General features: G+C 72.8%; 12 protein-coding genes. 9 read left to right on the top strand and 3 right to left on the bottom strand.

What is annotated here, in order from left to right:
• Positions 1 to 562 precede the first annotated feature (562 nt).
• Genes Vau01_RS14045 through Vau01_RS14005 form a run of 9 tightly spaced genes read left to right on the top strand, consistent with a single transcriptional unit; the run spans position 563 to position 10,195 of the window.
• Positions 563 to 2,287: an eCIS core domain-containing protein gene (locus Vau01_RS14045; RefSeq protein WP_203991966.1), complete on the top strand. Its 1,725-nt coding sequence runs from the start codon at positions 563 to 565 to the stop codon at positions 2,285 to 2,287.
• A complete protein-coding gene (locus Vau01_RS14040) occupies positions 2,288 to 2,956 on the top strand; it encodes a CIS tube protein (protein WP_203991964.1) in 669 nt (222 codons plus the stop codon). It abuts the gene before it with no gap.
• Positions 2,949 to 4,610, top strand: coding sequence for a VgrG-related protein (locus Vau01_RS14035; protein ID WP_203991962.1), 1,662 nt, complete (start codon positions 2,949 to 2,951; stop codon positions 4,608 to 4,610). The genes Vau01_RS14040 and Vau01_RS14035 overlap by 8 nt, the downstream gene beginning before the upstream one ends.
• Positions 4,611 to 4,622: 12 nt before the next feature.
• Positions 4,623 to 5,012 (top strand): PAAR domain-containing protein, encoded by a 390-nt coding sequence (locus tag Vau01_RS14030; protein WP_203991959.1) that lies wholly within the window; start codon positions 4,623 to 4,625, stop codon positions 5,010 to 5,012.
• Positions 5,013 to 5,019: 7 nt separating this feature from the next.
• Entirely contained in the window at positions 5,020 to 5,430 is a 411-nt protein-coding gene (locus Vau01_RS14025; protein WP_203991956.1) for a GPW/gp25 family protein, read from the top strand.
• A complete protein-coding gene (locus Vau01_RS14020; protein WP_203991953.1) occupies positions 5,427 to 7,385 on the top strand; it encodes a putative baseplate assembly protein in 1,959 nt (652 codons plus the stop codon). Before Vau01_RS14025 ends, Vau01_RS14020 begins: the two co-directional genes overlap by 4 nt.
• 29 nt (positions 7,386 to 7,414) lie before the next feature.
• Positions 7,415 to 7,888, top strand: coding sequence for a phage tail protein (locus Vau01_RS14015; protein ID WP_275423940.1), 474 nt, complete (start codon positions 7,415 to 7,417; stop codon positions 7,886 to 7,888).
• Positions 7,885 to 8,805, top strand: coding sequence for an NADase-type glycan-binding domain-containing protein (locus Vau01_RS14010; protein WP_203991947.1), 921 nt, complete (start codon positions 7,885 to 7,887; stop codon positions 8,803 to 8,805). The genes Vau01_RS14015 and Vau01_RS14010 overlap by 4 nt, the downstream gene beginning before the upstream one ends.
• Before the next feature lie 25 nt (positions 8,806 to 8,830).
• Positions 8,831 to 10,195: a COG1470 family protein gene (locus Vau01_RS14005; RefSeq protein ID WP_203991944.1), complete on the top strand. Its 1,365-nt coding sequence runs from the start codon at positions 8,831 to 8,833 to the stop codon at positions 10,193 to 10,195.
• Here Vau01_RS14005 and Vau01_RS14000 read toward each other — a convergent pair.
• From Vau01_RS14000 to Vau01_RS13990, 3 genes are all read right to left on the bottom strand, one after another.
• Positions 10,176 to 10,592, bottom strand: coding sequence for an SRPBCC family protein (locus Vau01_RS14000; protein ID WP_203991942.1), 417 nt, complete (start codon positions 10,590 to 10,592; stop codon positions 10,176 to 10,178). The genes Vau01_RS14005 and Vau01_RS14000 overlap by 20 nt on opposite strands.
• A complete protein-coding gene (locus Vau01_RS13995; protein ID WP_203991940.1) occupies positions 10,589 to 10,909 on the bottom strand; it encodes an ArsR/SmtB family transcription factor in 321 nt (106 codons plus the stop codon). The genes Vau01_RS14000 and Vau01_RS13995 overlap by 4 nt, the downstream gene beginning before the upstream one ends.
• 91 nt (positions 10,910 to 11,000) lie before the next feature.
• On the bottom strand, positions 11,001 to 11,882 hold the full coding sequence (locus Vau01_RS13990; RefSeq protein ID WP_203991938.1) for a sigma-70 family RNA polymerase sigma factor: 882 nt from the start codon (positions 11,880 to 11,882) through the stop codon (positions 11,001 to 11,003).
• Positions 11,883 to 12,085 lie beyond the last annotated feature (203 nt).

Below are 12,085 nucleotides of genomic sequence, written 5' to 3'. Positions count from 1 at the left end.
CGCCGGCCCGGCGCCCCTTGTCCACGCGAAGACCCACCGGGTCCTGCGCCCCGGGCGGCCCGGCCCCACGGTGAGCAACCCGCTGTCCGTGTCCGACCTCCGGGTCGCGGGCCCCATCCCCGTCACCGACACGCCGGCCGGACCCACTCCGTCCGGCGGACCCGGCTCGCGCCCAGCCACGCCGGCGCCCGGCGTCACCGGTTTGCGCCTGGCCGCCGCCACGGCTCTCTCCGGTACGCCCGGCGCGCGCCCAGCCGCGACCGGCGCATCCGGGTTGCACCTACCCGGCGCCACCCCGACTCCCTCCGGCGCACCCGGCGCGCGCCCAGCCACGTCCCCGGCTTCGCCCGGCCTTTCCGGCTTGCGCCCGGCAGGCGCCACGGCTCTCTCCGGCGCATCCGGTTTCGGCCCGGCTACTGCTCTCTCTGGCGCACCCGGCGCGCGCCCGTCCGGCGCTACGGCTTCGCCCGGCGCAGCCGGTCTCGGCCCGGCCTCCGCCGCGGCTCTCTCCGGCGCACCCGGCTCCGCGTCCACCCGTTCCGGCGATCCTGGAAGTTCGTGGTTGCCGGGGCGACGACCGTTCTCCACGATCGGGATCGGGTCGACGGCTGCCGGGGCGGCCGAGCTGGTTCGGTTGCTGCGCAACGGGTCCGGCCGGCAGCCGTTGGTGCGGCCCACCGACGCCGGGCCGACCGTGAGCAATCCGGTGGCCGCGTCCGATCTTCGGGTGCTGGGCGGGTCCTCGTCGCCGACGAGTGCGCCGGATCCGACCGGCGCGGTGTCGGCCACGCCACCCCCGCCGTCGGTGATCGAGCGGGCCGGCCCCGCGCCCGCCTCGGCCCGCCAGATCGACCGGCCGACGCCGCGCCAGCGGTGGGAGGCCGCGGTGGCGGCGCGCCCGCTGGAGGCGCCGCGCGAACTGCCCACGGCGTTGCGGGGCATGGCCCGGTCCATCGTCGGGAGCGGTGCCACCCCGAGGTTCACCACCGGCCCCGCCACCCGGCACGCGCTCACCGCGGCCGGTGCGCTCGGTGCCACCACCGGATCCGTGGTGCACCTGCCCGGTGTGCCGACGACCGCACCGTCCTCGGTGTCGGTGCTGGCGCACGAGTTGACGCACACCCGCAACCCGGTCCGCCGGCCACGGTTCTTCCTCGGCCGCCACACCGCCCACCTCGACGACGACGAGCGCAGCGCCCTCGCCGCCGGCGCCTCGATTCTCAGCGGTCGCGGCGGCCCGGGCACGACGTTCTCCGCCGGCGGCCTCCCCGGGATGGGCCCGACCGGTGTCCTCGGTGGACAGTCCGGCGCCGGATCCTTCGGCACGACATCGCTGGCCGGCCTCGCGAGCGGTCGCGGACTCGCCGGCACGGTGAGCGGAATGGCCGGTGGCGCAAGCGGTCCGGCCGCTGCCGGCGGCCTGGCCGGCATCCCGGGACTGGCCGGCGCCGGTGGCGGCCTGTCCGGCGTCGCCGGAATGGCCGGTGCCGCGGGTGGCAGCCTGTCCGGTGCGGCGGGACTGGCCGGTGCGGCGGGATTGGCCGGTGCCGCGGGACTGGCCGGTGCCGGTGGCGGCCTGTCCGGCATCGCGGGAATGGCCGGCGCCGGGGGATTGGCCGGTGCCGCGGGCGGCCTGGCCGGTGCGACCGGCCTGCCCGGTGCGCTCGGCGCGGCCGCCCGTGACGCGGCCGGCGACACCGGTGGCGTCGCGGCCGGGATCGTCGAGGGGCTGCCGGTGGGCGGCGGGGTCGGCGCGGTCGCGGACCTGGCCACGAGCACCGCCCGCCAGACCATTCTCGCCGCGATGCCCGGTGGCCAGCTCCCCGCGATGCCCGGCATGTCCGGTGGCGCAGGCGACTGGTCCGGCGGCGCGGGTGGCGACAGCTGGTCCGGCGGCGGTGCCGGCGGTGGCGCAGGCGGTGGCGCGGGCGGCGGTGCCGGCTGGTCCACCGATGGCGGCGGCGCGGGCGGGATGGCGGGCGGCGGAGGCGGCTGGGCATCCGGCGACGCCTCCGGTGGCGCGTACGGCGGCGGTTCCGGTGGCGTGGCCGGTGGTGCGGCCGCCGGCGGCGGATACGACGCGTCGGGCGGTGGCGGCGCGCCCGCGGCCCCCGGCGGCGGCGCACCCGCCTCGGGACGGGCTCCCGGCGCCCCGAGCCTTGCTTCTCTCGGCGGAGACGTGGCGCACAGCGGCGCGATCGACGCCGACCGGATCGTGGAGATGGTCGAAGAGCGTCTCCTGCGGGAGATCGAGCGGCGCGGTGGGCGCTGGGCGGGGGTGTTCTAGATGGCCGGACCCGAGAAGGCCTATCTGATCACGGAGAAGGGTGCCAAGTTCGAGTGCCTGTTCAACCCGGCCGAACTCACCATCTCCAAAAGCAACACCTGGCAGGTGCCGGAGAGCAAGGGCCGCAACTCGCCCGAACTGCGGTTCCAGGCCGGCCAGCCGGGCACGCTGACGCTCAGCCTGATGCTCGACACCACCGACAAGGGAACCGACGTCACCGAGCACACCAGCAAGCTGCTCGAGCTGATGAAGGTCGACCCCTCGATCGCCGGTGCCGACAAGGCGCGCAACAACGCGCGACCGCCGTGGGTCGAGTTCCACTGGGGAAAACTGGCGAGCTTCAAGGCGATCGTGGAACGGCTGCAGATCAAGTTCACGTACTTCGCCAGCTCGGGCATGCCGTTGCGGGCCAAGGCCGACATGACGCTGAAGCAGTTCAACGACGAGGAGTACAAGCCGCTGCAGAACCCGACGTCCGGAACGCCGACGCTGCACACGGTGCACCGCGTGGTGCACGGCGAGACGCTCGACCGCATCGCCGCCGCGCACTACGCCGACCCGTTCAACTGGCGGCTGATCGCCGAGGCGAACGGCGTGATCGACCCGTTCGACGTCGAGCCCGGAACCGTGCTGGTGATTCCCGAGCTGCCGGTGCGCCGTCGTGGCTGAGAACCAGAAGCGGCTCGACGGCGTCGTCATCACCGCCGACGGACGCCCGTTGCCCGCCGACCTGTACGGGCTCCTCTCGCTCGTGCGCGTCGAGGAGTCCGTGCAGCTGCCCGACTACTTCGCCGTCCACTTCGACGACCCGCACTTCGAGCTGTTCGACAAGGACATGTTCACGCTCGGCACCCGCATGGAGATCGCGTTCCGGGCCGAGGGCGACCCGGTGCTCGTCACCTCCGGCGAGCTCACCGCGGTCTCGATGGAACCGGGCCGCGGCGGCCGCCACGAACTGGTGCTCGCCGGCCTCGACCTGACCCACCGCATGGCCCGCGCGCCGAAGAGCCGGAGCTTCCAGAGCGTCACCGACGGCGACGTGGCCAGCCGCATCGCGGGGGAGTACGGCCTGGAGCCCGACGTCGACAGCACCGGCGAGGTGCACGAGTACCTGTTGCAGGTGGCCGAGACCGACTACGCGTTCCTGAGAAGGCGGGCCGCCCGGATCGGTTTCGACTTCTGGATCAGCGAGAAGACGTTCCATTTCAAGAAGGGCCCGCGCGCCACCGGGTCGCCGCCGCCGTTGCGCTGGGGCGCCAACCTCAAGGGCTTCTCGGTGCGGTTCGCCTCGGGCGAGCGCTGCGACGAGGTCCAGGTGCGTGGCTGGGACCCGCTGGCGAAGAAGCCGATCGTCGGCCGCGCGTCGGAGGGCGAGCTCGGCACGGATGCCCCGGCCGGCGACGAGATGCACGCCGCGGCGAAGAGAGCTTTTGGACGCGTGCAGCGCAGCGCCGGCTACTTCCCGGTCGCCGATCAGGCGCAGGCCGACGCGCTCGCGCAGGCGTTCCTGCTCCGGTCGTCGGGTGCCGAGGTGGTGCTCCGCGGCGAGGCGAGCGGCGACCCGCTGCTGGCGGCCGGCGCGATGGTGAAGGTCGAGGGCGTCGGCACCCGCCTCGCGGGCAACTACCGGGTGACGAGCGTGGAGCACCTCTACGGCGCCGGCCGCCCCTACGTCACGCGGATCGTGTGCGGTGGCAAGGAACCGGCGGGTATCGCCGATCTCCTCGTCGGCGGGCAGAACGCCACCAACGGCGCGTCGAAGTCGTGGGGCGGGCTGGTCGTCGGCATCGTCACCAACAACAACGACCCGGAGAAGCTGGGCCGGATCAAGGTGACGTTCCCGACGCTGTCGGCCGAGGACGAGAGCGCCTGGGCGCGGGTGGCCACGCTCGGCGGCGGCCCGAAGCGGGGCATGCAGTGGCTGCCCGAGGTCGACGACGAGGTGCTGGTCGGGTTCGAGCACGACGACCAGACCCGGCCGGTCGTGCTGGGCGGGATGTGGAACCGCACCGACGCGGTGCCGCTGCAATCAGCGGTGGCCAACGGCAAGGTCAACGAGCGCGGCCTGGTGACCCGCATCGACTCGCGGCTGCTGTTCACCGACGAGCCGACGCCGTCGGTGCACCTGTCGCTCGGCGGCGACAAGAACAAGCTGCACCTGGAACAGAAGGAGTCGCAGCTGATCGGCGAGCAGAAGCTCGTCGTCGAGGCCACCGACATCGAGGTCACCGCGAAGAACAAGCTCGTCATCAACGCCGCCGAGATCGAGATCACCGCGACCGGCCAGATGACGCTGACCGGCAAGCCCATCAAGCTGAACTAGAGGAACAGGACCGTGGGACAACCCGCCGCGCGCCAGAACGACCAGGTCACCGGCACCGATACGCACCTGTGCGTGCCGCCGAGCGGCCCACCGGTGCCGACGCCGCTGCCGTTCGTCAGCCTGCTGCAACAGGCGCTGTCGGGCGACGTGTTCATCAACGGCCTGCCCGCGGCGACCCAGGACAGCATCTCCAAACACACGCCGCCGCACATCCCGCCGCCGCCGATGACGTTCAGCAAGCCGCCGACCAACCAGGGCAAGGTCCTGGTCGGCTCGCAGACGGTGCTGGTGAACAACAAGCCGCTGGCGCGCGTCGGCGACGCGGTGATGACGTGCAACGACCCCGTCGACGCACCGGTGGGCACGATCGCCTCCGGCTCACCGAATGTGTTGGTGGGCTGAGAAAACCATGGCGAAGCACGGCGACTTCATCGGTGCGGGCTGGAGCTTTCCGACCTCGGTCACGCCGGCCGGCACGATCCGCCTCATCACCGGCAGCGAGGAGATCGACGCCTCGATCCGGATGATCCTGTCGACGATCCCGGGCGAGCGCGTGATGCGTCCCGAGTTCGGGTGTCGCATGTGGAGCCTGATCTTCGCGCCGCTCACCGCCGGCACGCTCGGCCAGATCGAGCAGTACGTGCGGGAGGCGCTGGACCGCTGGGAACCGCGCATCGACGTCGACCGCGTGATCGCGGTGGCCGATCAGGAATCGGCGGAGGTAAAGATAGAGCTCGACTACCGGATGCGGTCCACCAACGACGTCCGGAACCTGGTGTTCCCGTTCTACACCATCCCTGGGGAAGGAGGAGTGGCATGAGTCTCCCCAGCCCCAACCTGGACGACCGGCGCTTCCAGGACATCGTCGACGAGGCGAAGCGGCGCATCCCGCGGCACTGTCCCGATTGGACGGACCACAACGTCTCCGACCCGGGTGTGGCGCTCATCGAGCTGTTCGCCTGGATGACCGAGATGACGCTGTACCGGCTCAACCAGGTGCCCGACCGGATGTACGTGAAGTTCCTCGAACTCGTCGGCATCGAACTGTTCTCCGCCGTGCCGGCCCGGGTCGACCTGCTCTTCAACCTCACCGCGCCGCGCGCCGAACCCGTGCGCATCCCGGCCGGCACCCAGGTGAGCACCGAGCGCAGCTCCGACGGCGAGGCGGTCGTCTTCCTCACCGACGACGAGTTGCAGATCGTCGCCCCGCAACTGATCGCCTGTCTGACCCACACCGACGACCGCTTCACCGACCACTGGGACGACCTCAGGCGGGAAGCCAGTTCGGTAAGGCTGTTCCCGACGCTGCGCCCCGACGAGGCCGTCTACTTCGGTTTCGCCGACTCCGCCGCCGGCAACCTGCTCCGCCTCGAGGTGAAGACGGGCCCGGAGGGAGCCGGCGTCGACCCGCGGCGTCCACCCCGGGTCTGGGAGGCGTGGGACGGCCGGGAGTGGCAGAACGTCCGCATCCTCGACGACACCAGCGCCGGCTTCAACAGCCCGGGCGAGGTGACCCTGCTCCTCCCGCCCCGCCACAAGCCGCTCGCCCTCGGCACCAGACGGGCCCACTGGGTGCGGTGCCGGCTGATCCAGGCCGCGCCCGGCCAGCCCGACTACCGGAACCCGCCGCGGCTGGAGTCGTTGCAGGCGCTGAGCATCGGCGGCGCGGTCGCCGCGCACCACGCCGAACCGGCGCCCGCCGAACTCCTCGGCACCAGCACCGGCCGCCCCGGCCAGGTGTTCACGGTGCGCCGCGCGCCGGTGCTGCCCCGGAAGGCCGACGAGACCGTGCGCGTGGTGCCGCCCCGGCACGACCGCGGCAGCCCGCCGGAGGAGGAGGTCTGGTCGGAGGTCGCCGACCTGAGCGACGCCACCATCGACGACCGCGTGTTCACGTGGTCGGGCGCCAACGGCGAGATCCGGTTCGGCCCGCAGGTGTTCGACCGCGAGGGCCGGGCCCGCCAGCACGGCGCCGTGCCGCAGGAGGACGCCCAGATCTACGTCACCGGTTACCGCTACGGCGGCGGACGGCGCGGCAACGTCGCCGCGAACCGGCTCACGGTTCTCCACACGTCGATCCCGTTCGTGGCGAACGTGACCAACCTCGACCCGGCCACCGGCGGCGTCGACGCGGAGAGCGTGGAGAACGCCAAGGTGCGCGGCCCGCTGTACCTGCGCGGCGCGCGCCGTGCCGTCACGGCCGAGGACGTCGAGCGGCTCACGCTCGACGGCGCGCCCGGCGTCGCCCGGGCCCGCTGCCTGCCGCCCGCGCAGCCCGGCGAACCGGCGCGGCTGCTCGTGGTGCCGCGCATCGACGTCGCCCCGGAAGATCTCACGCTCGACGACCTGGTGATCAACGCGGACCTGCTGGAGACGATCAAGGCGTACCTGGAGCCGCGGCGCCTGCTGACGATGCGCATCAAGGTCGAGCCGCCGCGCTACCAGGGCATCAAGGTGGTCGCCGAGGTGCGGGCCAGTGGCGGCGTGCGCCCGGAGACGGTCCGCGAACGCGCCGAGATGGCGCTCTACGAGTACCTGAACCCGTTGCGGGGCGGCCCCGGCGGCGACGGCTGGCCGTTCGGCGTCGACCTGCGCCTCGGCGACGTGTACGGGGTGCTGCACGGCGCGTTCGGCGTGCAGGGCGTCGAGGCGGTGCACGTCTTCTCGGCCGACCTGCGCCGCAAGGTGACGCTCGACCAGGTCGACCAGCGCGCCCGCCTGCGCCCCGAGGCGCTGTTCATGTCGTTCCAGCACCGGGTGGTCGTGCAGCAATGACCGGATGGCTGGCAGGGCAGCTTCCGCGCGTGATGGCGGAAGACCCGGTGCTGAACGGGTTCGTCACCGCGCTCGAAGAGGTCGCCGGCAGCGTGCGCGACCGGGTCGACTCGGTCGAGCACCACCTCGACACCGGGCTCGCCGCGCCGGAGATGCTGCAGTTCCTGGCCGGGTGGCTGGGCGTGGAGCTGGAGCCGACCGACCCGCCGGAGTACCAGCGGTCGCTGGTGCGCGAGGTCGGCCGGCTGCTCGGCTGGCGCGGCACGCGGCACGGCGTCGAGAGCCTGCTGGAGGCGGCCACCGGGTCGCGCGTCACGGTGCTCGACAACGGCGGCGTGTACGGCAACGACGATCCGGTGCCGCCGCCCGACCACAAGGTCGTGGTGCAGCTCGACCACACCGGGCACCTGAGCGAGCGTCAGGTCCACCGGATCCTGGAGGCCGAACTCCCGCTCGGCGCCCAGGTCGAACTGGACATCAGATTTCCCGGCGGTGGGTCATGACGATTTCCTGCCCGGACTGCGGCGCGCCGGTCGACCCGAACCGCGACCAGCTGTGCGGCCAGTGCGGCTACCCGCTGATGTTCCTGCGCGAGCGGCCGGCCGGCGGCGACCCCCAGTTCGGCGTCGCCCGCGCGCCCGGCGAGCGCGACGTCCCGGGCCCGGCCGCGCACCCGATCCTGCTGGAACCGGTCGCGCCCCCGGCGCAGCCGGGCATGTCCGAGATCGGCTGCCCCGCCTGCCGCGAGATCAACCCGGCCGTCCGGATCCGGTGCCAGCGGTGCGGCCAGGAACTGCGGCCCGCGCAGCCGGGGCTGGTCGACCTCGGTCCGCTGCCGAAGCGCCGGCGGAGCTACGCGTGGGTCGCGATTCTCGCGGCGGCGCTCGCGGTGGTCGCGATCGTCGCGGTGGTCGCCGTGGTCATTTTCCGGGACGAGGACGAGCCCACCGCCCAGCCCTCGCACGCACCGTCGGTCTCGTTGATCCGCGTCGACTCGTCGGCGGTGACCGTCACCGCCACCGCGTCCGATCCCGAGACGGCGAAGTGGGGCCCGCAGCTCATCAACGACGGCGACCTGAAGACCGCCTGGCACAGCGGCGGTCACCTGATCAAGACGAACGTCGGCGTCGAGGTGCGGTTCGCGTTCAACCGTCCGGTGAAGCTGGCCCGGATCACGATGGTGAACGGGTTCGCGAAGAGCCCGACCGACTTCACCAACAACCAGCGCATCACGAAGATGCGCATCAAGACCGACGCCGGCTCGCGCGAGGTACCCGTGGTCGACTCGATGGATCCGCAGACCTTCGACCTCGACGGCGCCACCACCAAGGCGGTCACGCTCGTCGTCCTGGCCACCGTGCCCGGAACCACGTACAAGGACGTGTGCATCTCCGAGGCCATGTTCGACGAGCTGGTCTGATCTCACCCAGGATGGAGGAGGACCGATGGCCGTGCCGCTGCGGGTCGACCTGACCCCGGACCGGGCCGACGCGCAACCGGGTGAGGCGTTCGCCCTCCAGGTGAGCGTCCGCAACACCAGCGACGTGGTCGAGCACTACGGGCTCGACCTGCTCGGGTTGCCCCAGAACACCGGTGCCCGGGTCGAACCCGACCTGATCAAGCTGCGCCCGGGGGAGACCGGGTCGGCGTCGGTGCGGCTCACGCTCGGCACCGACCCGCCCGCGATGGCGGGGATCTACACCGTCGGCGTGCTGGCCCGGTCGCGCTACCGGCCGGAGATCTCGCGCTGCGAGGAGCTGACCGTCAACGTGGCGGTGGTGCAGCAGATCGGGCTGCAGGTGGCGCCCGAGGTGGCCGTCGGCAAGCGGTCGGCGAAGTACCAGGTGCAGGTCGTCAACAGCGGCAACGTGCCGGTCCGGCTGCTGCTGGCGGCGACCGACCCGGAGCGGCGGGCGAAGTCGCGGTTCAACCCACCGATGCTGGCGCTGCAGTCCGGCGACGCCGAGACGGTCGCGCTCGCGGTGCGGGCGCCGGTGCCGTGGAACCGCGAGACGCAGCGGGCGCTGAAGATCGAGGCCGGCGGCGACGGTGCCTACGGTGCCGCCGCGGCGACGTTCCTGCAGCGGCCCCGGTTCGCGTCGAAGCTGGCCCGGGTGGTCGGCGCGGTGGGCGCGCTCGGCGTCATCGCGGGTGCGATCCTCGGCTCGGCCCTGATCGCGCGCGCGGTGAACGAGCCCGACCCGGAACCGTCGCCGACCGTGGCGGCCGGTGCGCCGTCCGCCGGTGAGCCGACCAAGGCCGCGAGCGCGGGTGCGGGCGCGTCCTCGGCGGCCGTCTCGTCACCGGGCGGCAGCCCGTCGGGGTCCGCGTCCAGCGCACCGGTCGCGCCCGGCGCCGGCCTCAAGGAGGTCGACCTGACCCGCCCCGGCTTCGGCAAAGTCGTTCCGAGCGACGCGTTCGCCGCCGACGGCCTGACCCTCGGCGGCAACCCCGACCAGGGCGGCGACGCGGCCTGCGTCAACGCGACGGGCCTCGCGGTGCGCGGCACCGCCGCCGCCCCGTTCCTGGCGTCGGCGCTGCCCGACAAGCCCGATCAGTGCAACACCGCGCCGATCCAGATCCGGTTCAAGAACAAGGCGTCGAAGGTCGAACTGGTCTACGTCGGGCCGGGCGAACGCAAGATCGAGGTCGTCTTCAAGGATCTCAGCAAGATGATCGTCCCCGGCACCTCGGTGTCCGACGACGGCAGCCACGGCGGCATCGACTTCGTCGTGATCAGCGGCGCGACCACCGGCGCGCCGGTGGCACCCGCCCTGAAGGCGGTGAAGTTCATCCCGCTGAGCGGGTGAGCCACTCCGGGAGGCGGTCGAGGCAGTCGTACCAGCCCTGGGCGTGCTGGTCGCGCTGCTGGTCGTCGGGGAAGCGCGCGTGCCGCAGCGTCAGGTCGGTGCCGCCGGCGGTGGGCGTCAGCTCGACCGTCACCAGCGTCTCGCCGGGCTCGCCGTCCCAGACCCAGGTGAAGACCAGCGTGTGCGGCGGCTCGACGGTGACGTACTCGCCGCTCACCGCCATGCCCGCGGCCGGCCCGTCGATCCGGTACCGGCCGCCGACCCGCAGGTCGACCTCGGCGGTGGGGTTGAAGCGTTGCGGCCAGAACCAGGCGGCGAGCGCCACCGGGTCGGTCATCGCCCGCCACACGCGGTCGACCGGGAACGCCAGCGTCCGGGTGATCGTCAGGTCGGTCATCGCCCGTCCTCCGTGGCCAGGTAGCGCTCGAGGGAGTCGATGCGCCCGGTCCAGAACCGGCGGTAGTGGTCGATCCAGCCGGCGGCACCGGCCAGCGGGTCGGCCCGCAGCGTGCAGACCTGTGCCCGGCCGGCCCGGGCGCGGGTGAGCAGACCCGCCTTCTCCAGCACCGTGATGTGTTTGCTGACCGCGACGAGCGACATCGGCAGCGGCTCGGCCAGCGACGCGATCGTGCGGGGCTCGACGGCGAGCGCGGCGACGATGGAGCGCCGGGTGGGGTCGGCGAGGGCGCCGAACGTCAGATCAAGGTTAACCACCTGGTTAACCTAACGCCCGCGCACCGGCCGCCACAACCCCTCGTGGGGGCGCGGCGGCCGGTGGTTCGCGGGTGGTGCGGATCTGGATTTGCTATGCGGCGGCCAGGGCCACCGGAAGCGCCAGCGCGTTGGTGCGCGCGAGCCGGCTGTTGAGCGTCCCCCGCTCGGCGATCTGCTGGTAGTAGGCCTCGCGCCGCCGGGCCACGCAGCCGCTCGCCCGGTTCGACGGGCCGGCCAGCTCCGGGTCCAGGTGGGTGTTCAGCCCCTCGCGGAGCAGCACCAGCGCCTCGGCCCGGAGCTGCGAGACCCGCGACTCGGTGACCCCGAGCTCGGCGGCGATTTCCGCCATCGGCCGCTCGTGGAAGAAGTACCCGGCGACGACGTGGCGCAGGCGGTCCGGGAGCGCCTCGATCGCGTGGTGCAGGTAGCCCACCCGCTCGCGCTGCAGCAGCAGTTCCTCCGGCCCCGGCGTGCGCTCGCGCACCATGTCGTCGGCCGTGCCGGGCGCGAAGCCCTGCAGGCTCAGGACGACCGCGCGCTGCACGTCCTCGTCGACGGCCGTGATCTCGTCGACGGCGACCCCGAGCGCCTCGGCCAGTTCCGCCGGGGTGGCGGCCCGGCCGAGGGCGGCGGTGAGCTGCTGTTGCGCGGCCTCGATGCGGCGGGCCCGGCTGCGGACGGAGCGGCTGGCCCAGTCCAGGCCGCGCAGCTCGTCGAGGAGCGCGCCGCGGATGCGGACGGTGGCGAAGCTGCCGAACGGCGTGCCCCGGTCGGGGTCGTAGCCCTTCGCCGCGGCGGCGAGTGCCGCCATGCCGGCCGACACCAGGTCCTCCCGGTTGACGTGCGCGGGCAGGCGACTGGCGAGTTCGCGTACGAGGTGCCCGACCAGAGGCAGGTGGGCACGGACCAGATCCTCGACTTCCCGGTCCGAGGCGACGGGCGACGGAGCTGAGGTGACGATAGGAGCGGTCATCGGATCCCCTCGTGTAGCTGGCCCCTTGGATCAGGGACGACGTGCCGACACGAGAAACTCTCGACTACTTCAGGTGCTCATACAGTCACGTTCGGTTGCTACTTGGGTGCATCGCGCCAGAAGTTCTCAGGATCTCCGCTCTTCGCGTGAGGGCGGAGAGTACCCGTCTCCGGGACGCTACAAACCGGATTTGCCGCTTATAT

This window comes from Virgisporangium aurantiacum (genome assembly GCF_016863635.1).
GTDB classification, from domain to species: domain Bacteria; phylum Actinomycetota; class Actinomycetes; order Mycobacteriales; family Micromonosporaceae; genus Virgisporangium; species Virgisporangium aurantiacum.
The sequence above is the reverse complement of the archived record's forward strand: the minus strand, read 5'-3'. Positions and strand labels throughout refer to the sequence as shown.

What these genes read in the sequence shown, in the direction of transcription:
- Vau01_RS14010 (WP_203991947.1), top strand. Translation starts at nt 7,885, where the DNA reads ATGACGATTTCCTGCCCGGACTGCGGCGCGCCGGTCGACCCGAACCGC.
- Vau01_RS14040 (WP_203991964.1), top strand. Translation starts at nt 2,288, where the DNA reads ATGGCCGGACCCGAGAAGGCCTATCTGATCACGGAGAAGGGTGCCAAG.
- Vau01_RS14020 (WP_203991953.1), top strand. Translation starts at nt 5,427, where the DNA reads ATGAGTCTCCCCAGCCCCAACCTGGACGACCGGCGCTTCCAGGACATC.
- Vau01_RS14025 (WP_203991956.1), top strand. Translation starts at nt 5,020, where the DNA reads ATGGCGAAGCACGGCGACTTCATCGGTGCGGGCTGGAGCTTTCCGACC.
- Vau01_RS14005 (WP_203991944.1), top strand. Translation starts at nt 8,831, where the DNA reads ATGGCCGTGCCGCTGCGGGTCGACCTGACCCCGGACCGGGCCGACGCG.
- Vau01_RS14000 (WP_203991942.1), bottom strand. Translation starts at nt 10,592, where the DNA reads ATGACCGACCTGACGATCACCCGGACGCTGGCGTTCCCGGTCGACCGC.
- Vau01_RS13990 (WP_203991938.1), bottom strand. Translation starts at nt 11,882, where the DNA reads ATGACCGCTCCTATCGTCACCTCAGCTCCGTCGCCCGTCGCCTCGGAC.